The following is a 21770-nucleotide window of genomic DNA, read 5'->3' as shown; positions in this document are numbered from 1 at the left end:
TTACGCAAGGTCAGAATCAGTCTGCGCAGGATGCTTTTTTGGCCGGGTGACGCGTGTTATATCCTTATCGCCAGGTCATGAGTATCAGCGACAAGCCCCGGCTCGCTGATCGGCAACCCTCCAACCGCGGTGGGGTGCTCCGGGTGATGACCAGGCCAGCGGTTTTTCGCCGCGGCAAGCGCGGGTCCGAAGGTCGGACCCAACAGTTGGATGCACCACCGACCATGAAGGAAGAAGTTCGCCATGTCTGACACTGACGTCAATCCCGCCGACAACTGGAGCTTCGAGACCAAGCAGGTCCATGTTGGTCAGAGCCCCGATTCGCAGACCTCGGCCCGGGCGTTGCCGATCTACCAAACCACCTCGTACACCTTCCGTGACACCGAGCACGCAGCGAACCTCTTCGGACTCGTCGAACCCGGCAACATCTACACGCGCATCATGAACCCGACGCAGGATGCCGTCGAGCAGCGCATCGCGGCACTCGAGGGTGGCGTCGCCGCTCTCCTGGTCGCGTCCGGTCAGGCCGCCGAGACCTACGCCATCCTCAACATCGTCGAAAACGGCGGGCACGTCGTGTCGAGCCCGCGGCTCTACGGCGGTACCTACAATCTCTTTCACTACACACTGCCCAAGCTGGGCATCGAGGTGGGCTTCGTCGAGGATCCCGAGGATCTCGACAGTTGGCGCGCGGCGATCAAGCCGAACACCCGCGCATTCTTCGGTGAGACCATCTCCAACCCCAACAATGAGATTCTTGATCTACCGGGAATCAGCTCGGTCGCGCACGAGGCGGGCCTGCCCCTCATCGTCGACAACACCGTCGCGACCCCGTACCTGATCAATCCCCTCGCCCACGGCGCCGACATCGTTGTCCACTCGGCCACCAAGTACCTCGGCGGCCACGGCACAGCGATCGGCGGCGTGATCGTCGACGGCGGTACCTTCGACTGGCGTGGACAGCGCGACGGCAAGGACCTGTTCCCGGGCTTCACCACCCCGGACCCCAGCTACCACGGTGCCGTGTTCGCAGACCTCGGCGCACCGGCCTACGCGCTCAAGGCCCGGGTCCAGTGGCTGCGCGACACCGGCGCCGCGATCTCGCCGTTCAACGCCTTCCTCATCGCGCAGGGTCTGGAGACGTTGAGCCTGCGGATGGAGCGGCACGTGTCCAACGCTCAGGCCGTCGCCGAGTATCTCTCCGAGCACGCCCAGGTCGAGTTGGTCGCGTACGCCGGCCTCGAATCGTCGCCTTGGTACAAGCGGGGTCAGGAACTCGCCCCGCGCGGCCAGGGCGCCATCATCGGCTTCGAGATCGCCGGTGGCGTCGATGCCGGTAAACGGTTCGTCGAGGGACTCACCCTGCACAGCCATGTCGCCAACATCGGCGACGTTCGCTCGCTGGTGATCCACCCCGCCTCCACCACCCACTCGCAGCTGCTGCCGGAAGAGCAGCTCGCCGCGGGTGTCGCCCCAGGGCTGGTCCGGTTGGCCGTAGGCATCGAGAACATCGCCGACATCATCGCCGACCTCGACGCAGGCTTCGCCGCAGCCAAGTGACGACGAGCCCCAAGCCGACATTGAGCACCGACCCGCACACGCCCCCGCGAATCCACCCGGATTGGGAGTCGCTGCCTGACGGGAAGCTGACCAGTGTGTCGGTGGGGCCCATCGAGCTCGACAACGGCGAACGCATCGAGAACGTCACACTCGCCTTCCAGCGGTGGGGCACACTCTCGAAAGCGCGCGACAACGTGGTGCTGGCACTACACGCGCTCACCGGTGACTCCCATGTCACCGGCCCGGCCGGACCCGGTCAGCCCTCCCCTGGTTGGTGGGATGGGCTGATCGGTCCGGGCGCCGCCGTCGACACGAACGAATGGTGCGTGGTGTCGGCCAACGTCCTCGGCGGTTGTCGGGGGTCCACCGGCCCGGCATCACTCGATTCCGAAGGGCGCGTGTGGGGTTCACGCTTCCCGCAGATCACCGTGCTCGATCAGGTCCGGGCCGAGGTCGCATTGATGGACGCCCTCGAGATCGACACCGTCGCAGCGGTCCTCGGTGGATCCATGGGCGGCGCGCGGTCGCTCGAGTGGGTGATCGGCTACCCCGAACGAGTGCGCAGTGCACTCATCTTGGCTGTGGGCGCCCGGGCCTCAGCCGACCAGATCGGCACCCAGACCACCCAGATCGCCGCCATCCAAGCCGATCCCGACTGGCAGGGCGGCGACTATCACGGCACGGGCCGCAGGCCGACCGCGGGATTGGGAGTTGCGCGGCGCATTGCGCACATGTACTACCGCCACGAACTCGAGTTGGACGAGCGCTTCGCGAATTCGCCGCAAGGACAAGAGAATCCACTCGAAGGTGGCCGTTACGCCGTCCAGAGCTACCTCGAACACCAGGCCGACAAGTTGGTCCAGCGGTTCGATCCCGGCAGCTACGTGGTGCTCTCGCAGGTCCTCAACCACCACGACGTCGGCCGCGGTCGCGGCGGCGTCGAGGCAGCGCTGCGCAGCTGTGCGGTGCCGGTGATCATCGGCGGTATCGACTCCGACCGTCTGTACCCGATCCGTCAGCAGGTCGAGTTGGCCGAGCTGATGCCGGGATGCGTCGACGGCTTGCACGTTGTGCATTCGGCCAATGGCCACGACGGATTCTTGACCGAATTCGATTCGGTCTCAGAGCTTCTGAAGAAAACCGTCGATCTGGCGCGGCGCTGACTCAGCCCTACACCTTCCTGCCGGACTCCCGTCAGGTGATCAGCGCGCTTGAGGCGTAGGCGCGATGGCGTCTGGGATCGTCGTCGGGGCGATCGGAGTCATGGCGGGCGGTGTCATGGCGGGCGGGGGCTCGATGGCCGTGCTGCCCGGAGGCGGTGTGGTCGGATTACTTGTCGGCGGAACCAGTGTGGGGGTCCACGGGAGCGACGGCAACGGGAACGGCCACAGCGACGGGCTCAACGTGGACGTCGACGGCCGGGACGGCCCGGTACCCGCCGGCAATTCGGTTGTGGCCCAACCCGGGTCCGAGTTTCCGGCGCCACCGGCGCCACCTCCACCGGCGACCGGTGGTGCCGGATCGACAGTGGTGGTGATCGTCACCGGCTGAGGTTGCGCGGGTGGACGGTCCGGTGTGCTCACGCGCGGACCGGAGACATCGACGGTGGTCGTGGGCGCCACCGTGGTGGTCGTGGTGGACGACGTGGGTGGCTGCGACGCCGGAGTACTCGGATTGCCCGCCAACGACGAACCCACCGCGTACACGGTCATCAGTGCGCCGGCAAGCAAGGCCCCGAACACGGCAAGCGGCGCAGCCGAGAGCCAGTCGCGACTGCGCCGGCCACCGATGAACGCGAGATCGGCACCGCCACGTCCCCGCGCCGCGATCTTCGCGGCGCCGGTGGCCGCCACCGACTCCGGCCCCTTGGGCAGAACTGCCTCGAGACCGGCGGCGTCGACGATCAGGTCACGGAAGATCGGGATGTTCGCAATGCCGCCGACGAGCACTACTGCTTCTGCCCCAGAGGCATGCGGCCCGTTCACGTAATCGCCGACCACGCGTGCGGCGTGCTCGGCCATCGGAGCGGTCAGCCGTTCGAGCGAGGTGCGGGTGACGGTCACCGGGTCGGCGCGATTGCCGACCATCAGCGCCGTCGAATCCTTGCTGGACAGTTCCTCTTTGGCGGTACGGCAGGCGCTCAGCACCGTGGACTTGCGCCGTCCGCGTAAGCGGCCAGAACCCATGACGTCATCGGCGATAAGCGAATCCAGCGCGATACCGGCAACCGATTCGCTGCGTTGGTAGTCGGTGATGCGACGACTCGACGGCTCGAGGCAGTACATGCCCATCCCGGTGTCGCCGAGGTCGACGACCACCACCTGTTTGAAGCGACTGATCTCGCCCGTACTGATCAGCTGGTGCGCCACGGCCTCGGTCTCCGCGACCAACTGGATCTGACGTTTGGCGCCGGTCCCCTTGGACGCGATTTCCCGGGCATGCTCATCGGTTCGGTAGGCGACGCCGATGGTGGCGACGCGGTCGCCGCGCTCTCGCGCCTGGGTGAGCATCAGATCGATGCCGGAATTGATCCGTCCTGCCCGGGTCAGTCCATCGGTGGGGTCGACGTCGATCACCCGGCCCAGAGCATCGACACGACCACTCTCGTCGGTCGTCAGCAGAACGCAGTGGACCATTCCACTGCCTGCGGACAGGCCCAGCGAGGTGTTCATTGCTCTCTTCCGAACTGTTGATGTGTCGCCTGCCTGCGCGGATGCGGTTCTTCCACATCGTGCGACAAGCTCTCCTGGCGTGCCCCCCAGCACTTTCGTGGCCGGCTCCTGGCCGACGATCTACAACGACCGTCGCGGCTCAGGTCAACCGACTGGTGCAGTAACAGACACAATTGTAATCAATCTGTGCCCAAAGGGTCGATCGAGGTAGCCAACCACAGTATTGCGACGCCGGCCAAGGACATGGCCACGACGTCGGCGAATCGTCCGCGCACCTCGAGGAGACCGACCCTTGAACTGGGCAGAATCGCACGTAAGAGGGCTGCGAGTAGGGCAGCGGACCCGAAGACAAAGGCTCCACGACGCCAGCGGTCGAACACCAGGAACACCGCTGCGATCACGACGAGTGCGACGACGGCCATGAATGGGATCTGCACGAGAACCCACCGCAGCCTGCGCACCTGGTGCAGCCGCCGGGCACGGTTCCGTGCGGCACGATCGGCCCCACCTCGGGTGTCGGACGATCTGGGCGTCATCTGCTGTCGGCGATCAACGCTGTGCAAGCGCGGACTCTGCGCGTTCCACGACGTTGGCCATCAGGAACGCCCTCGTGAGTGGACCGACACCGCCCGGATTGGGAGATACGTGGCCTGCCACGTCCCAGACATCTGCCGCGACATCTCCCACCAGACCGGCATCGGTGCGGCTCACGCCCACGTCGATCACGGCAGCGCCCGGCTTCACCATGTCGGCGGTGATCAGCCCGGCCACGCCTGCGGCGGCTATCACGATGTCGCCGCGCCGGACCTCGGCAGCCAGATCCCGGGTGCCGGTGTGACAGAGGGTCACCGTGGCGTTGTCGCTACGCCGCGTCAGCAACAGCCCGATGGGGCGGCCGACGGTGACTCCGCGGCCGACCACCACCACGTGGGCACCGGCGATCTGGATGTCGTAGCGCCGCAACAGATGCAGGATGCCCCGCGGGGTGCACGGCAGTGGCGCGTCGGACGAGGTTCCGGAACCGTCGAGGACCAGCCGGCCGAGGTTGATCGGGTGCAGACCGTCCGCGTCCTTGTCCGGGTCGATCCGCTCGAGGGCGGCGTTCTCGTCGAGGTGCTTCGGCAGCGGCAGCTGCACGATGTATCCGGTGCAGGCCGGGTCTGCATTCAGGTCGTCGATGGCCTCGTTGAGCTGTTCGGTGGTGATGTCGGCCGGCAGGTCCTTGCGGATGGAGGCGATCCCGAGTTTGGCGCAGTCGTTGTGTTTGCCGCGGACGTAGGCCTGCGAGCCCGGGTCGTCGCCGACGAGGACCGTGCCGAGTCCGGGGGTGACCCCCGCGGCCCGCAGTTTGTCCACGCGGGCCTTGAGGTCGGTGAAGACCTCGTCGCGGGTGGCTTTTCCATCCAGTACGGCTGCGCTCACGGTGCCATTGTTCCAGGCGCCGGTGATACCTGGTGCCAGGGGCACGCGCGGGGTCGATGAGCGGTCATTCGAGATCGAACCACGCCACCGCGGGTGCCTCGATCCCGCCGACCCAGACGCGCCCGTTGTGTTCGACCACACCCGTGCTCTGACCGAACCCGGGGACGGGGACCCGGTACTCCGCGACGACCCGGACGGTGGCCAGATGGATCTTGAGCAGACGCATCGGTGCCACCGGCTTCGGCAACAGACGATCCGGCAGCCGCCAGAGAAGTTTGCGCAGACCGGGTCTGCCGGCCAGGGCGTCGAGTGTGCCGTTGCGGTTGGCCACGAGGGCGAGCCACATGTGCTCTCCATCCGGTGCCCGCGAACTGTTGTCGGGAAAGGCGGGCAGCCCGTCGAGAACCACCGAATCGGTCCGCGTCTCCAGATCAAAGGACCGTAACCGGTAGGCGCCGGTCTCGGCGATCAGCAGCCGACCCTGGTGCAGGACCAGCCCGTTGGCGAACTGGAGACCGGTCAGGACCACGTCGGCAGTACCCGACCAGGGTGAGGTCGATGAATCGTGAGAGCCCGGATCACCGGGATCGTTCAGCACCACGCGCAGCAGTCTGCCCGCGCCCGAGTGTTCGAAGATGTCGGCCATGTACATCTCATACGGATGGCGGGTGGTCGACTGGGTCACGTAGAGCTCGAGTGGACGTGGATCGGGGCCGTCGGTGGCGGCGGTGACCACCACGTTGGAACAGAACGTCAGCCGTTCGCCATCGACCTGGTCGACGACGGTGTCGATGCGTCCGGACCGGACGTCCATGTGCAACAGGCCGCGCTCGCTGTCGCAGATGAACAGGTGGTCGCCGAGCAGCTCCATACCCAGGGGGCGCCCACCGGTGTTCGCCACCACCTGCCGCGAGTGGTCGACCGGGTCGATGCGGATGATGTTGCCGCCGATGGCACCGGTGTAGATCCGTCCCTCGCGGTCCACGACGACGTCCTCGGGTGAATCGTCGTCCAGGGTGATCACCGTGACTTCAGGGGTGAGCGGAGCCGGCCAGCCCGCGGTGTTCACCGGAGGTGGCGTCCAGGCCACCGGGTGGATGACCGGCTTCTTCAGCGCACTGTTGTGCTCGTTGCCAGGCCTCCGGGCCTCACCAGGTGTGTGGGTCACAAGTCTCCTCCCCCGATCCGCAGACCGTGTGCCACCGCGAACTCCATGGCCTGGTCGGGATCGACCGAGGCGTCGGTCACCGACGCCTGCAGCCAGAGCATCGGATCGCATCGCGCACCGCGCAGGTTCGCTTGTCCGAGTTTGACACCCACAGCCCGGATCCCGGTGAGATCTGAGCCGGAGAGATCCGCCCCGATCAAGATGGACTCGGTCAGGTTCGCCTCCCGGAGGCGGCATCCCCGGAGCACCACGCCCGACATGTCCAGACCGCCGATCGACATCAGCGACATGTCGCAGTCGATCATCGTCAGGGGCCGGACCCGCGAGTGGGTGATGACCGAGCCGACCAGACTGCAGTCGGCCATCTCGACCTTGTTGAGATGGGTGCGCTCGAAGTGACAGTTCCGGAAGGCACTCGACCGATGCCGGGAGCGGGCGAGACTCGCGCCGGTGAAGTCGCAATCGGTGAATGTTGTGCCCTCCGTGGAGAGCTCGCTGAGGTCACATTCGACAAAACTGCATCCGACGAACTGTCGGCCGATCCATTCCTCGCCGGAATGGTCGGCAAAATCGAACCGTTCGTCCACGGTGGCCTCATCGCTCATGAGTGCATGTCTACACCGCCACGGCGACACCGCCGAAGAGTCCTCCATGGCGGTGAGTCAAGCTTGACGAGTGTTCCGACTGCTGTTCCACGAGCCCTGCATACCCCCCAACACCGGTAACGCGATCCGGTTGGCGGCCAACACCGGGTGTCAGTTACACCTGGTGGAACCGCTGGGATTCGACCTGTCCGAACCCAAGGTGAAGCGTGCCGGGCTCGACTACCACGACATGGCGTCGGTGACCGTGCACGAGGACCTGTTCGCTGCCTGGGGTGCGCTTGCCCCACAACGGGTTTTCGCCTTCACCGCCCATGCCGACACGTTCTACACCGACATCCACTATCAACCCGGCGACGTTCTGTTGTTCGGTCCAGAGCCCACCGGGCTGTCGGAGGAGGTGATGTCCGACCCGCACGTGACCGAACGTGTCCGCATCCCCATGCTGGCCGGCCGACGTTCCCTCAACCTCGCGAACGCGGCGAGCATCGTTGTGTACGAGGCATGGCGACAGCACGGTTTCGCCGGGGCGGTTTAGCGATCGGGGCGGTCGGGCTGGTCCGACGTCAGTCGATCGGCAGGCCACGCATCACGAAACGGCGGAGCATTCCCGCTGTCGGCTGATCCAGTCGGAGTTCGGCGTTGTCCGACTCATGAGGTGCGGTCACCCGTAAGACCAGTTCGCCGCCGGGCAGGATGTCGGCGGAATAGATGTGGTCGCCGCGTTCCCATCCGAGGTGCAAACCACCGTCGACGGTTGCGCTCGGCGCCGACTCGTTCCAGTAAGAACTGGGCAGACCATCGCGGTAGATCTCGTAGAACTCTTTGGCTTGCGGGCTCGGGGCCAGCGAGTCAGCACCCTGCCACCCGTCTTCGAGCGCCCAGACAATCGCGATCTGAGTGTCCAGCGAGTTCTCGCTGTCGGTGGTCTCGGCAGCGCCCGGTGTCTGGCGGTCGAGATTGTTCGAATAGTTGCTGCGCGTCATCTACCGAGGCTAGTCGCTGCGGGCCGGTAAAGACAGGCCGCCGAACGTGCCCACCCCTGCCGGCCATGGGCTAGCGATCCCAATCAACCCGTTCGGCCATGGCCAGCAACGTGTTTCGCCGGGCTGGGCTGGTGGCTGCGATCCAGGCGATCCTGCCGTACACATGCTCGCGGAAACGCGGATGGCCGTCTCGGTTCTGGGCGTGCGCCCCCGTGCGAATGGCGTTGTGCAGCAATGCCCTGAGGTTGTCGTAGTCGACCCGGCCGACCCTGGGCCTGTCGTTGACCACCAGCCCCGCGAGTTGCTGCCGCTGGTGCGAGTACATGATCTTCGTCTTGTCCGGGTGAACGGTGAAGCCTTCGTCGGCGATGATGCGCAGCACCGTCCAGAGCACCTTCCCGGCGTCCATGACGTCGCCCGAGATGGCCAGATCGTCGCCGTAACGGCTGTAGTGAAGGTTGTTGTGCCGGGCATAAGCCCAGATCCGGCGGTCCATGGTGCGCATGACCAGGTTGGCCAGGGCCGGCGAGGTCGGGGCACCCTGCGGGAGATGTCGCCCCCGCAGTAGTGACGCGTGGGCGAAGTCGAGACCTCGAAGGACATCGGGAGGTGTTGCGGTGGTGCATATCTCGGACAAGAGCCGGGCTGTCCTCCGGTAGCCGACGGCTGCGAAAACTGCGCGCACCCGCGCCGAGGTGATGGTCGGGAAGCAGTTCCTCAGATCGACCCGCAACACCACGTTGCGGTCGGAGTGGGGCCAGCCGAAACTCGCGGTGGACCGGCCCGCGACAAATCCCTGCGCCGCGCGATGCGGTGGGATGCGATCGAGCATCTCTCGGAGTATCCGGCGCTGGATCTCGCGTAGATGGGGTTTTGGCGCCTCGATCACCCTGACGCCGTCACGTTTGGGGATCGTGACATACCGATAATGGACGAGCGCAGTCTTTTTCGAGCGTAGCCAGTGACCTCGATCGGCGAACCACTCCAGTTCGCCCACCGTGAGGCCGAGCCAGCGCGCCACATCGGTGGCGTCGGCCAGCGGTGTGAGACCGAACGTCATCTCGGGCGTCGGCGGTTCATTGAAGACCTGGCTGCGGTTCTCGATGACCATCGACCAGAGTGCCCTGCGGACGGCCTCCGGCTCGGGCCTTTCGGGGAACCTCTCGAGCAGCAGGCCGAGCAGGGCCGTGGCCGTGGCAGGCGCCGTCGTGGCCGCCAGCATGTCGCCCAGCGCATGGACCGACCACCGCGGATCCACCTCGAGCCGGTTGATGAGCAGGTCGAGCGACCGTGCCGGGATCCGGATCCCAGGGCCGAGGCCACCCAGATCGTCAGGATGTGCGGAGTCGGTGGAGTCGCCTTGATCGGTCGAGTCGGTGGTCATGAGGCAGATGCGCGGCGGCGGGGCGACCAGAACTCTCGTCTGCGGCGCCGGGTAGCACGCGGAGCGTGCCTGCCGGCGTCGGACGCTGATACCAACTGTGAGATGCACCCAGGGGTTGCCCCTGAGACGGGTTCGGTGAACCCACTCTCGCCCCGCCCACCGCGCATCCCGTCATGCTAGTGCCGGCCGGTACTCGCAGCGATCCATCAAACGGCCCACCGATCCCGCCGAGTGGGTCACGAGGCCAGGTCAGGCCCAGTCACGAGATCGGGATCCGACACGGAGGTCCATGCGCTGCAGGCGGTCGGCAACCACCGTCACCGCCCCCTCGGCATTTTGCACCCGCCCCCGGATCAGCAGGGCGGGCGCCGTCTGAGCCAGTTTGCGGTATTTCGCCCAAAGACCCACCGAGCACACCACATTGACCATCCCGGTCTCGTCTTCCAGGTTCACGAACGTCACCCCCGCCGCCGTGGCGGGTCGTTGCCGGTGGGTCACCGCGCCGCCGACCAGCACGCGGGAACCGTCGGGCACCGACAACAGGTCCGCCGCCGCGACCACTCCCAGCGCGTCGAGCTGGGGGCGGATGAACTCGGTGGGATAGCTGCCCGGGCTGACCCCCGTCGCCCACACGTCCGACGCCGCCATTTCCACCTCACTCATCCCCGGAAGCGCCGGCGCAGCACTGTTCTCATGCAGCGGTAGCCGGTCGGACTTCTCCTGGGCTGCCGAACCGGCATCCCACAACGCCTGCCGCCGGCTGATGCCGAAACAGTCGAATGCCCCGGCCGTGGCCAAGGCCTCGAGCTGGTTGGTGCTCACATCCGTGCGCCGGGACAGGTCCGCTGCGCCCGTGAACGGACCACCGGTCAAGCGCTGCTCGACGATCTGCTCGGCCAACTCGGTACCGATCGACCGCACCGACGCCAGCCCGAGTCGCACGTCGAGTCCATCGTTCTCCAGATCGGCGTCCACCTGCGAGAGGTTGATGTCAGGACCATGTACGGCGACGCCGTGGCGCCGGGCGTCGGCAACCAGCGTCTGTGGTGAATAGAAGCCCATGGGCTGCGCTTTGATCAACGCCGCGCAGAAGGCCGCCGGGTGGTGCAGCTTGAGCCAGGACGAATAGAACACCAGGGACGCAAAACTCTGCGAGTGACTCTCCGGGAAACCGAAATTGGCGAACGCTGCCATCTTCTCGAAGATGCGGTCAGCCATCTCCCCGGTGATGCCGTGCAGATCCTCCATCCCCTGATAGAACCGGCCGCGTAGCCGGTTCATCTTCTCCGGCGATCGCTTCGACCCCATCGCACGGCGCAACTGGTCGGCCTCCGCGGCACTGAACCCGGCCACATCCACCGCAACCTGCATCAACTGTTCCTGGAACAACGGCACTCCCAGTGTCCGCGCGAGTGCCGCCTCCATCGAAGGGTGTTCACAGGTCGGCTCTTCCAACCCGTTGCGACGCCGGATATACGGGTGCACCGACCCACCTTGAATGGGCCCGGGGCGGATGAGCGCCACCTCCACCACCAGGTCGTAGAACTTGCGCGGCTTGAGCCGTGGCAGCGTTGCCATCTGCGCCCGCGATTCCACTTGGAACACCCCGACGGTGTCTGCTTTGCACAACATGTCGTACACGGCTTTCTCGGTCAGATCGATCTTCGCCAGGTCCACATGGATGCCGCGGTGCTGCTCGAGGAAGTCGATGGCGTAGTGGATGGCTGAGAGCATTCCCAGACCCAGCATGTCGAACTTCACCAGACCGATGGCAGCGCAGTCGTCTTTGTCCCATTGCAGCACACTGCGATTGGGCATCCTGGCCCATTCGGTCGGACAGACGTCGGCGATCGGCCGGTCGCAGATCACCATGCCGCCGGAATGGATTCCCAGATGTCTCGGCATGCCGTTGATCTGATTGGCGAGGTCGACCACATCGTCGGGGATGTCGTGTTCGTTGGCCTTCGCCGCATCGTATCGATGCACCTGTTTGCTCCAGGCATCCTGCTGCCCCACCGAATACCCCAGTGCGCGAGCCATATCCCGCACCGACGACTTGCCCCGATAGGTGATCACATTGGCGACCTGAGCGGCGTTCTGCCTCCCGTACCGCCGATACACGTACTGGATGGCCTCTTCTCGCAGATCCGACTCGATGTCGATGTCGATGTCGGGTGGGCCATCGCGGGCAGGTGACAGGAATCGTTCGAACAGCAGATCGTTGCCGACCGGGTCGATCGCGGTGATCCCCAGTGCGTAACACACCGCCGAGTTGGCTGCACTGCCGCGGCCCTGGCACAGGATGTTGTTGTCGCGGCAATACCTGACGATGTCCTCGACCACCAGGAAATAACCCGGGAACCCGAGGGTGTCGATCACATCGAGTTCATGCTCGATCTGCTCATACGCCTTGGGATGGCTCTGCGGCGTGCCGTACCGCTCGGTGGCCCCGCGTGCGGTCAGTTCTCGCAGCCACGAACTCTCCGTGTGCCCTTCGGGTACGTCGAACGGCGGCAACTGCGGTGCGATCAGGTGCAATCCGAAGGCGAGCTCGCCGGCCAGCATCGCGGCGTTGTCGATGGCATCGGGGTGAGCACTGAGGAGCCGCGCCATCTCGTCTCCGCTGCGAAGGTGGGCGCCCCCGAGGGGCGCGAGCCAGCCATCCATCTCATCCAGACTGCGGCGAGCACGCACCGCGGCCATCGCCATCGCCAGCCGCCTGCGATGTGGCGCCGAGAAATGGGCACCCGTGGTCGCCACCGTCATCACCCGATTGCGCCGGGCCAGCCCGGCGAGCACCGCGTTGCGTTCGTCGTCATCGGCCATTCCCTGCGCGGTCAGCTCCACGGCCACGTTGTCGCGGCCGAACAGGTCGATCAACTCACCGAGCGCAGCATCGGCGGCATCCGGCCCGCTCGACGACAATGCCTGGCGCACAGTGCCTTTTCGGCATCCGGTGAGTATCAGCCAGTGCCCGTCCGCGGCCCCTGCCAACGTCTCGACGTCAAAACGCAGCAGTCCCTTCTCGCCTGCTGCCATGTGTCCGGCGGCGATCTGCCGGGACAGCCTGCGGTAGCCCTCCTGGCCCCGGGCCAGGACCAGCAGATGTGAACCGTCCGGATCGGCCACACCGGTGCGAGGGGCATCACGCAGCAGCGAGGTTCGGAGCCGAAGACGGTGGGCAGCTTCCATTCCAGGGCTGCCTCGGCGAAACGCACCACACCGTAGAACCCGTTGTGGTCGGTGATCGCCAAGGCTTCGAGGCCCAGCCGATGCGCTTCCTCTGCCATCTCCTCGGGACTGCTGGCTCCGTCGAGAAAACTGTAGGAACTGTGGGCGTGCAGTTCGGCGTACCGGACCTGCGACGTGCCTCGTCGTAACTCGCCGGCCTCGTAGGGCGTGCGTTTACGCGACCACGCCGGACTGTCGCCACCGTCGCCGGCAAAGGTCTCGCCGGATCGGCCGCCGACATGCGGCCGCCCGGAAAGAACCCGTTCCAGCTCCGACCAGGTCGGAGGGCCGTTGTGCCAACCCACACCTCACCGTATCGAACATGTTTTCGATGAACAAGCCCGGCGGTTGCCGGCTCTCAGCGCTCACCACGGACCGGCCCGGACAGCCGATTATGTCGGCACGGGTCACCCGACTCTGGCATTGTTGACCCACATGATGCACCGCGATGTCGGTGGCCCGAGCGGCCGGAGACAACACCCCTCGCCACACTCGACAGCAGCCGGCCGCACCCTCACACACCTCAACGGCACGGCGCGGTGACCCACACCGACAGTGTCGACTCAGGCCCCGACAACAGGGTGCTCACTGCCACCGCAGCCCTGGACACCCCGTTTCTCGCCGTCGACGACGCCGTTCTCGACGCCAACCTCGCACGAATGTCCGAGTTCGCCGCCGGATCGGGTCTTGCGCTGCGCCCGCACGCCAAGACCCACAAGAGCACCGAACTCGCCCACCGTCAGATCGCGCATGGAGCGGTCGGGCTGACCGTCGCCACCATCGGCGAAGCCGAGGTGTTCGCGGCGGCGGGCATCACCGATCTGTTCATCGCCTATCCGCTCTGGGTCACCGAGAGCAAGGCGCAACGACTTCGCCGGGTCATGGATCAGGCCGAGGTGCTCCTGACCGTGGATTCGGCGGCAGGCGCCGGGCAGTTGGCACAGCACTTGCCCGGAGCGCGTGTGCTCGTCGAGATCGACAGCGGCCATCACCGGACCGGGGTGCATCCCCAGCGCGCCGGCGATGTGGGGCACCGTGCGGTGGCGGCAGGCCTGAAAGTGCTCGGCGCGTTCACTTTTCCCGGACACAGCTACCAACCCGGCCGTCCCGCCGGGGTGGCGAGGCAAGAGTCCGGCGCCCTTGCCATGGCAGCCCAGTCGCTGCGCAACGGTGGTATCGATCCGGTCATCCGCAGTGGTGGTTCGACACCCTCGGCGAGCGAGGCGGATCCTTCGGTGCTCACCGAGATCCGGCCGGGGGTGTACGTGTTCGGTGATGCCCAGCAGGTGGAGTTGGGAATCTGCACGTTTGCGCAGGTGGCGCTCACCGCGGTCACCACGGTCGTCCACCGCGAAGCAGGCAAAGTGGTGCTCGATTGTGGCAGCAAGGTTCTGGGGGCGGACCAGCCCGCGTGGGCCAGCGGCGGTGGCCGTCTGCCGACCTATCCCGACGCACGTGTCATCGCACTGTCCGAACACCACGCCACCGTCGACTTCGCCAATTCGCAGTCGCGGCCGGAGGTGGGAGACCGGGTCCAGGTGGCGCCCAATCACGTCTGTGCCGCAGTCAATCTCGCGAACGAGCTGATGGTGGTCGACCTCGCGGGTGAGGTGACGCCGTGGCCAGTACGCGCGCGCGGAGCCAACTCGTGAAGCGCCTGTCGAGCGTGGTCCTGGTCTTGGGATTGGTCCTCACCGCGTGCGCACAGGGGTCAGACCCTGTCTCGACGGCACGACTCACCAAGGCCTCCGGGGTTCGCTTCGACGACATCGGGATAGACGAGGTCCGCGGCGACGTCTCGGTGATGGTTCGCCAGACCACAGGACTTGGAGCGAACCTGATCCGCGACACCGAGAGCTCCGACAACAAGGTCGTGTCGCCTTGGGGCGCAATGGTTGCCCTCCAGATGCTGCGGGTCGGCGCGCGGGGCAACACGGCGGCACAACTCGAGTCGGCGATCGGGGCACCCGGGCGAGACGTCCATGCCGCGCTCATCGGACAACTCGACAGGTTCGACAGTGATCCCGGCGCCGTCGATGCGGACAATCCACCCACCCCACCGGTGTTTCATCAGGCGACCGGACTCTTCATCGATGAATCCGTGTCTGTGGAATCGGGCTACCTCGACATACTCGGAGAGAGTTTCGACACCGGGGTCTATCCGACCGATTTCTCCGCAGCGGACACCGAAAAGGCAATCACGGATTGGCTGGCCGTGAACACCGGAGGTGAGATCTCCGAAACCCCCACCGACTTCAGCCCGGAGACGGTCATCAGCCTGCTCTCGACGGTCTATCTCGCAGCTGCATGGCAACAACCGTTTCCTGCAACTGCAACCTCACCGGCCGAGTTCACCGATTCAAACGGCAAGGTCAGCGACGTCAACATGATGAAGCAGACGGTGTCCGCAGGCTTTCTGCGCGGTGCCGGATGGACCGGCCTGCAGTTGCCGTACTCGGACGGATTCGCGCTGCAGGTGTTCCTGCCCTCTGAAGGGAACAACGTGAACGGGTTCCTCGACCCTCAGCGACTGACGACGGCCGGTACGGACCTTCGTAGTGTCCCCCAGTCACCCGTGTCTGTTGGTCTACCGCGGTGGGATGTCACCACTAATCTGGATTTGAAAGTGGCACTTGAAAAACTGGGCGTCCGTGATCTGTTCACCGACGCGGCCGATCTCACCGGCATCAGCCCAGGACTGCTCGTCACCGCCGCGGCTCAGGACAGCACCGTCACCGTGGGCGAGAAGGGCACCGTTGCTGCCTCGGCAACACAGATCGACGCCGGGGTGACTGCGATGCCACCTGCGGGGCAAATTCCCGTGTTCGTCGCAGACCGGCCATTTGTGTACCAGATCATCGATACCGCAACGGGTTTGCCCCTGTTCCTCGGAACCATCATCCAGCCGGGACGGGTGTGATGGCCGCCCGGACGCCACGTCGATACGCCGCTCTGCTGCGCGGAATCAACGTCGGCGGAATCCGTATCAAGATGGCTGACCTCAAGACCTGCATCGAAGAACTCGGGTTCACAGACGTCAAGACCGTCCTCGCAAGCGGCAACGTACTCTTGAGTTCCCCGAGCACCGACATCGGCCGGATCACGGCCGCGCTGGAGAAAGGCCTCGGTGAGCGATTCGGCTATGCCGCACGGGTTGTCGTCATCCCCACCGACCGGCTCACTGCGATCATCGACGCCTACCCATTCCCCGAACGAGACGACTGGCACGCATATGTCGTCTTCTACTCCGACCCCGCTCAGGTCGACCTCGTCGCCGCGATCGCGGACGAACTCGATCCGCAGCAGGAACAGATCGAAGCTGGCGAATCGGTGCTGTACTGGCAGGTACGAAAAGGCGACACCCTTGACAGCGTGATCGGTAAACGCACCGGATCGAAGAAGAAGTCGGATTCCGGCTGGTTCCTCACCAACCGGAACCTCAACACCTTACGTAAGCTGCAGTGAATTGCCGTGCGCTGCAGGGTGTCAGCCTGCAGCGGGTACCAGCGACCGCTCGCGGATGTCTGCGGGCAGGTCTTCGTCCGGATGCCCGAGCCCCAGGTTTTCGCGCAACGTGCTGCCCTGGTATTCCGTACGGAACAGACCGCGACGCTGGAGCTCGGGGACCACATAGTCGACGAAGTCGTTGAACGTTCCCGGTGTCTGGGCCGTGGAGACGATGTAGCCATCGGCTTCTCCTCCGTTGAACCCGGCCTCGATCTGATCGGCCACATCCGAAGCGGTACCCACGAATTGCGGCAGCAGCACTCCCTGCGCGTAGAGCTTGCCGATGTCGCGGAGCGTCAGGCTGTCCCGTTCACTCAGACGCCTCGCCACATCGAACAGTCCCTGCGTTCCGGAGACGGAGATGTCTTCCAGTGGGGCGTCGAGGTCGTACTGCGAGAAGTCGTGGTCGGTGTGCACCGACAGTGTGATCAGGCCCGAGATCGGATCTGCGAGTTCGTTGTGGAACGCCTGCTTCTCCCGGGCGATCGATTCGGTCTCACCGATGAACGGGATGAACGAGGGCAGGATCTTGACATGGTCGGGATTGCGGCCCACGTCGACCACACGCGACTTGACGTCGTCGTAGTAGGCCCGGCGCCCTTCCGGTGTCGGGTCGATCTCGAAGATGGCTTCGGCCCAGCGGGCCGCAAAATCCCTTCCTGTGGAGGATGATCCGGCCTGGATGAGCACCGGCCGATGCTGGGGTGATCTCGGCTGGTTCAGCGGGCCCCGGGTGCGGTAGTACCGGCCGTCGTGGTCAACCGGACGAACCTTGTCCGCATCGGCCCACACCCCGCTCGCCTTGTCCGCGACAACGGCGTCCTCGTCCCACGCCGACCACAACTCCACTGCGGTCTGCACGAACTCCTCGGCTCGCAGATACCGCTCGTCGTGTGCCACGTGCTGGTCGAAACCGAAGTTGAGCGCTTCGGCCTGGGTCAGGGATGTGACGATGTTCCATGCCACCCGACCGCGGGATATGTGGTCGAGGGAGCCGAATACCCGGGCGAGTTCGTACGGGTGGAAGTAGGTGGTGGACTTGGTGATCGCGATGCCCAGATGGCTGGTGACCGCAGCGATGCTGGCGGCGACAACGGACGGATCGAGTGTCGCGGCGGCCTGGGTGCCACGACGCAGCGGTTCGGACTGATCGGCACCGAAACGCAAGGGGGCGGCCAGCAGATCCGCGAAGAACGCGAAGTCGAACTTGCCGCGCTCGAGAATGCGGCCGACACGGTGATAGTGCTCGGGCGAGAAGAATTCCGTCGTGGAGCCCGGATGCCTCCATGCGGCATGGGAATGGGTGACGGGCGAGGCGATCAGGAATCCGCCCAGGTGCAGTTGACGACTCATCGGTATCAGGTCCTTCGGGTGTCGAGAGGGCGCCGGAAGGCGCTCGCTGCCATCGAAGTCGGGAACGACGGACTGTCCAAGTGTTCTCGTCACCCTGGGTGAAACAAGACCGCACATCCGCCGCGCGGCGTACCGTGCGTCATTCGTACACACCTTCGACGGTCCACTGCCCATCTTGATAGTGCAGCAATAGTGCTCGTGAATCCTCCAGCAGCACTTGCGCTCTGGCGTATGTCCCGACATGCACATCGACACCACCGCCACCATCACCCGGCCCTGCGGCCCACCACCGTTCGTCGGTGGCCCACGGCCCCGCCCACCAGCTCAACGACCAACTGCGCCGACCCCAGGTCAGACTGGCCGGATCGGCACTGAAACTGCCTCGGGCAGTGACCTGCACCGGGGAGTCCTCGGCGTCGAGAAGGGTCACCGGTGCCATCGGCAGCACCGAGGGCGACGGTCCCGGCAATTGCCCCGGCCAGGGGGCATCCGGGTCGGCCTGTGCCACCAATTCGTCCCCGAGGGGTACCAGGGTGATCTGCTGCCCGGGCCCACGGCCACCACTGCGTACCGGAACCTGCACGCGTTCGCCTCCCAGCAACCCCTGCACCCGCACCAGTGCCCGGCGCACCCGCTCGGCCACTTCTCCGTCTCCTCCGGCCAATCCCCCACCCGTGAGCCCGAGTTGCATTGCACCCGAGCCGATCACCTCCACCGGATCGAGACGCAACATCACCACCGGCCCATCAGGGCGGTCGGCGGCGCTGCGGCCGGAAAGCCACCCCTCCAATTGCCAGCGGATCCGGTCAGCTGTCGCATCGGGGGTCAGCGGCTGCGCGCAGCGCCAGGTGCGGGAGTACTCACGACCGCTCTCGGTGGTGGCCTGCACGGTGAGCCGCGTGCAGGCCACCGACGCCGCGGCCAGCACATCGTGCAGCTGGGCGGACAGTCGCCTGCCGATGAAGGCGGCGGCATCGACGCGGTCCACCGGTGGGTCGCAGCGATGTTCGACGACCAGGTCCGGTGGTGGCGCCTGCCCCGACGGCGGGCGTTGCGGCAATGCCCGAGCGGTGCGGTGCGCGAAAATCGCGTCCGCCCCGAAGCGGGTGGCGACATCGGTGGACGACAGTTCGGCAAAGGCGCCGATGGTTCGAAGCCCCATCCGCCACAGCAGATCGACCAGGGCAGGTCGATCGTCGGCACACATGCTGGGCTCCACCGCCAATTGCGAGATACGCAGGGGCGCAAGGAACTCGGCACCCTCGCCGGGAGGTACCACCTTGCCGTGCCGAGCAGCGATGATCGCCGTGAAGAGTTCGTCGGCGATACCCACCTGGGATTCGATGCCACAGGCAGACACCACGTCGGTGAGTTTCTCCGCCGCCGCCTCTTCACCACCGAAATAACGCGCAACCCCACGGGCGGGCAGCACGAGAAGTCCCGGTCGCAACACCTCGACCATCGGGATCAGTTCGGCGACGGCGGCGGCCACCGGTTCGAACAACCGGGCATCACGTCCCTCGTCCGCATCTGTCACGGTCAGCTGGGGGCACCGCGCCTGGGCATCGCGTTTGCGCATCTCCCGGCGTACTCCCACCGCACGTGCCGCGGCAGAACAGGCGATCACGCGGCCGGACCGCAGTACCGCAACCGGACGATCCGGCGACAGATCCATCTCTGCCGCCGCGGCGACGGCCGGCCAATCCGGACACCAGACCCCGAACACCCGATCACTCATCACAACGCCACCGGCAGCGAAGGAGCATCGTACGAATTGCTCTGGGAGTCGACCACATCGACGAGCTGCACCCGGTCGCCGCAATGCATCACGTCCAGCCGGGTATCGGCTCCGGCGAATCCGCGTCCGTGTGAACGGACCGCGAGTGAGACACCTCCGAGTCGGCCGTAACCACGCCGCACAGCGGAAGGCTGGTGGGCGGTGGGCTGATGCCGGTACGCACAGACCCGCGACTGCAACTTCACATGCGCTCCCGACCACGTGCCATCGGTGACCACCAGCACCGCGCCCTTGCTACGAGCGCGGGCCATCACCACCCGGCTGCGCGAGGGTGGCACCGAGATACCACCGAGGCCCACCACCACCAGGTCGAGTCCATCGAGCAGCACCGCGGCGATCTCCACCGGATCTGGCCCGGGGTCGGGTATCACCGCGATCCGGGACAGGTCGGCCCCCATCTCGACCGCCGCGAGCAGACACAGCTGCGGCTGCCCGATGACAGCCACATGACCGCCATCGGCACTGACCTGTGCGATCAGCGACAACAGCAGCGACCGTGCACCCTCCAGGGCCAACACCTGACCACGGATCAGCCCGGCACCGGGGAGCACCCGTTCGAGAGCCGGCGGGACAGCCAGCCTCTCGCGGTCGGTGTACTTCTCCTGCTCATTGACAACCGCCGACATCTGCCTTTGTGGCACAACGGATTCGGGCTTTGATCGAGTGGTGGCAGCAGCGAGGGTCTGCCGCAACATCGCCAGCTTCTGCGCCTTGTCCGGAGCTGTCTCCATGGTCTGCATCGCACCCCTGTCCATACTCCCCACCAAGGGGGAAGTGGCGCAGGGAAGTTGCAACCACCGGTCTGACTCGAACACATTTTCGATTCTTTTCGAATGTAGGTCAGCACTCCGACAAGCGTCAATACGCTTCGGCGCGTCGTCCGGGCGAGTCGTCCTCGCCCGGCACACCACCCACTCCAGTCTCAGGAGTCCACTAAGGTCAGACCAATGAGCGCCTCTTCCTACCGCGTTCCCGGCCCCGATTATCTGGTTGCTGGGCGGTACCGTCTGCGCTCGAAGATCGGTGGCGGTGGCATGGGCGCCGTCTGGCTGGCACACGACACCCTCCTCGACCGGCAGGTCGCCATCAAGCAGGTGTTGTCGGTGGCCGGCATGACCGAGGACTCCGCGGCCGAGATGCGACAGCGAGCCATGCGCGAGGGCCGGATCGCGGCCCGGCTGAGTCATCGCAACGCCATCGCCATGCACGATGTGGCACTCGACGCCGGTGAGCCCTGGTTGGTGATGGAGTACCTGCCCTCGCGCAGCATCGCCGAGATCCTCCATCAAACCGGCACCATGCCCGTCAAGCAGGTGGCCCAGATCGGCGCCCAGGTGGCCGACGCCATGGCCGAGGCCCACAACGCAGGCATCATGCACCGCGACATCAAGCCGGGCAACATCCTCATCGCAGAAGGACGCAACGCCGGGCTGGTGAAGCTGACCGACTTCGGGATCTCGCGGTCCAAGGACGATGTGCAGCTCACCCAGACCGGTGTGATCACCGGTACCCCGGCGTACTTCGCACCCGAGGTCGCCCGCGGCGAAGATCCGACGGAGGCCTCCGACGTCTACTCGCTCGGCTCCACCCTCTACACCTGTGTGGAAGGTCAGCCGCCGTTCGGGCTCGACGAGAACTCCCTGGTGCTGCTGCACAAGGTCGCCCGCGGCGAGATCATCCGGCCCCAGCGGGCCGGAGCCCTCGAGGGTGCTCTGCTCGCCATGCTCGAGCCGAGTCCGGCCCGCCGGCCGACGATGGCCGGGATCCGCGATCGGCTTGCCCAGATCGCCGCGGGCGATGCCGGCAACACCGCACAGATCCTCACCAGTCCGCTGGATCGACGAATCGCGCCCCTCCCCCTCGGCCACCCACCCGGCGCATCCCGACCACCACCGAGTCAGGCCTCCCGGCTGCTCCCGGACCAAACACTGTCGGGCGGGCCCACCCGACCTCGGGTGTCGGCGAGTCCTGGCAGGTCACCCAGCATTCACGGCCGGCGTTCTCCGGATTCGACCATCAACCCGAGAAGACCGATCCGCCCCGTCACGCAGCTCTCGCCGCCGCGGTGTTCCTGGCATTCGTGGTGC

At 65.9% G+C, this 21770-nt stretch carries 16 protein-coding genes, 2 pseudogenes and 1 riboswitch; of the genes and pseudogenes, 7 read left to right on the top strand and 11 right to left on the bottom strand.

Annotated features, from left to right (window positions below):
- The first annotated feature begins 73 nt into the window (after window positions 1-73).
- Window positions 74-187: riboswitch (SAM riboswitch) on the top strand.
- A 56-nt stretch (window positions 188-243) separates the two neighbouring features.
- Entirely contained in the window at window positions 244-1560 is a 1317-nt protein-coding gene (locus MVA47_RS13420) for a bifunctional o-acetylhomoserine/o-acetylserine sulfhydrylase (RefSeq protein ID WP_247208299.1), read from the top strand.
- 20 nt (window positions 1561-1580) lie between these two features.
- On the top strand, window positions 1581-2723 hold the full coding sequence (locus tag MVA47_RS13415) for a homoserine O-acetyltransferase (RefSeq protein ID WP_247210758.1): 1143 nt from the start codon (window positions 1581-1583) through the stop codon (window positions 2721-2723).
- Window positions 2724-2762: 39 nt separating this feature from the next.
- Here the strand turns inward: MVA47_RS13415 and MVA47_RS13410 are convergent, their stop codons facing one another.
- From MVA47_RS13410 to MVA47_RS13390, 5 genes are all read right to left on the bottom strand, one after another.
- A complete protein-coding gene (locus MVA47_RS13410; protein ID WP_247208298.1) occupies window positions 2763-4232 on the bottom strand; it encodes an Hsp70 family protein in 1470 nt (489 codons plus the stop codon).
- A 179-nt stretch (window positions 4233-4411) separates the two neighbouring features.
- The gene (locus tag MVA47_RS13405; RefSeq protein WP_247208297.1) at window positions 4412-4768 is read right to left on the bottom strand and encodes a DUF3017 domain-containing protein; all 357 of its coding nucleotides are present in this window, start codon (window positions 4766-4768) and stop codon (window positions 4412-4414) included.
- Between the two features lie 13 nt (window positions 4769-4781).
- Window positions 4782-5654 carry a bifunctional methylenetetrahydrofolate dehydrogenase/methenyltetrahydrofolate cyclohydrolase gene (locus tag MVA47_RS13400; RefSeq protein ID WP_247208296.1) on the bottom strand — a complete coding sequence of 291 codons (873 nt, stop codon included), beginning with the start codon at window positions 5652-5654 and terminating at the stop codon, window positions 4782-4784.
- A gap of 64 nt (window positions 5655-5718) precedes the next feature.
- Window positions 5719-6822, bottom strand: coding sequence for an SMP-30/gluconolactonase/LRE family protein (locus tag MVA47_RS13395; protein WP_247208295.1), 1104 nt, complete (start codon window positions 6820-6822; stop codon window positions 5719-5721).
- Window positions 6819-7427 (bottom strand): pentapeptide repeat-containing protein, encoded by a 609-nt coding sequence (locus MVA47_RS13390; protein ID WP_247208294.1) that lies wholly within the window; start codon window positions 7425-7427, stop codon window positions 6819-6821. The genes MVA47_RS13395 and MVA47_RS13390 overlap by 4 nt, the downstream gene beginning before the upstream one ends.
- Window positions 7428-7497: 70 nt before the next feature.
- On the opposite strand from MVA47_RS13390, the gene MVA47_RS13385 reads away from it, so the two are divergent.
- Window positions 7498-7962 carry a tRNA (cytidine(34)-2'-O)-methyltransferase gene (locus tag MVA47_RS13385; RefSeq protein ID WP_023962068.1) on the top strand — a complete coding sequence of 155 codons (465 nt, stop codon included), beginning with the start codon at window positions 7498-7500 and terminating at the stop codon, window positions 7960-7962.
- A gap of 28 nt (window positions 7963-7990) precedes the next feature.
- On the opposite strand, the gene MVA47_RS13380 is transcribed toward MVA47_RS13385, so the two are convergent.
- The 3 genes and pseudogenes from MVA47_RS13380 to MVA47_RS13370 form a co-directional block, all read right to left on the bottom strand.
- Window positions 7991-8410, bottom strand: a complete 420-nt coding sequence (locus MVA47_RS13380; RefSeq protein WP_247208293.1) for a hypothetical protein — start codon at window positions 8408-8410, stop codon at window positions 7991-7993.
- Window positions 8411-8480: 70 nt separating this feature from the next.
- On the bottom strand, window positions 8481-9794 hold the full coding sequence (locus MVA47_RS13375) for a reverse transcriptase family protein (protein WP_247208292.1): 1314 nt from the start codon (window positions 9792-9794) through the stop codon (window positions 8481-8483).
- Between the two features lie 249 nt (window positions 9795-10043).
- Window positions 10044-13330 (bottom strand): annotated as a pseudogene (locus MVA47_RS13370) (error-prone DNA polymerase).
- Between the two features lie 276 nt (window positions 13331-13606).
- Between MVA47_RS13370 and MVA47_RS13365 the strand changes: the two are divergent.
- The 3 genes from MVA47_RS13365 to MVA47_RS13355 are packed head-to-tail and all read left to right on the top strand — an operon-like array spanning window position 13607 to window position 16490.
- Window positions 13607-14677: an alanine racemase gene (locus MVA47_RS13365; RefSeq protein ID WP_308280627.1), complete on the top strand. Its 1071-nt coding sequence runs from the start codon at window positions 13607-13609 to the stop codon at window positions 14675-14677.
- Window positions 14644-15945 carry a serpin family protein gene (locus MVA47_RS13360; protein ID WP_247208291.1) on the top strand — a complete coding sequence of 434 codons (1302 nt, stop codon included), beginning with the start codon at window positions 14644-14646 and terminating at the stop codon, window positions 15943-15945. The genes MVA47_RS13365 and MVA47_RS13360 overlap by 34 nt, the downstream gene beginning before the upstream one ends.
- Window positions 15945-16490, top strand: a complete 546-nt coding sequence (locus tag MVA47_RS13355; RefSeq protein ID WP_247208290.1) for a DUF1697 domain-containing protein — start codon at window positions 15945-15947, stop codon at window positions 16488-16490. Before MVA47_RS13360 ends, MVA47_RS13355 begins: the two co-directional genes overlap by 1 nt.
- A gap of 21 nt (window positions 16491-16511) precedes the next feature.
- Here the strand turns inward: MVA47_RS13355 and MVA47_RS13350 are convergent, their stop codons facing one another.
- The 3 genes from MVA47_RS13350 to MVA47_RS13340 all read right to left on the bottom strand — a co-directional run bounded on the left by MVA47_RS13350 (window position 16512) and on the right by MVA47_RS13340 (window position 20438).
- A complete protein-coding gene (locus MVA47_RS13350; RefSeq protein ID WP_247208289.1) occupies window positions 16512-17885 on the bottom strand; it encodes an LLM class flavin-dependent oxidoreductase in 1374 nt (457 codons plus the stop codon).
- Between the two features lie 139 nt (window positions 17886-18024).
- A complete protein-coding gene (locus MVA47_RS13345) occupies window positions 18025-19623 on the bottom strand; it encodes a DNA polymerase Y family protein (protein WP_247208288.1) in 1599 nt (532 codons plus the stop codon).
- Window positions 19623-20438, bottom strand: a complete 816-nt coding sequence (locus tag MVA47_RS13340) for a hypothetical protein (RefSeq protein ID WP_243404372.1) — start codon at window positions 20436-20438, stop codon at window positions 19623-19625. The genes MVA47_RS13345 and MVA47_RS13340 overlap by 1 nt, the downstream gene beginning before the upstream one ends.
- A gap of 192 nt (window positions 20439-20630) precedes the next feature.
- Here MVA47_RS13340 and MVA47_RS13335 point away from each other — a divergent pair.
- Window positions 20631-21401, top strand: a pseudogene (locus MVA47_RS13335) (serine/threonine-protein kinase); the annotation flags it as partial.
- Between the last annotated feature and the right edge of the window lie 369 nt (window positions 21402-21770).

The organism is Williamsia sp. DF01-3, assembly GCF_023051145.1.
GTDB lineage: Bacteria > Actinomycetota > Actinomycetes > Mycobacteriales > Mycobacteriaceae > Williamsia.
Note: the sequence above shows the minus strand (reverse complement) of the source record. Positions and strands in the feature narration are given on the sequence as shown.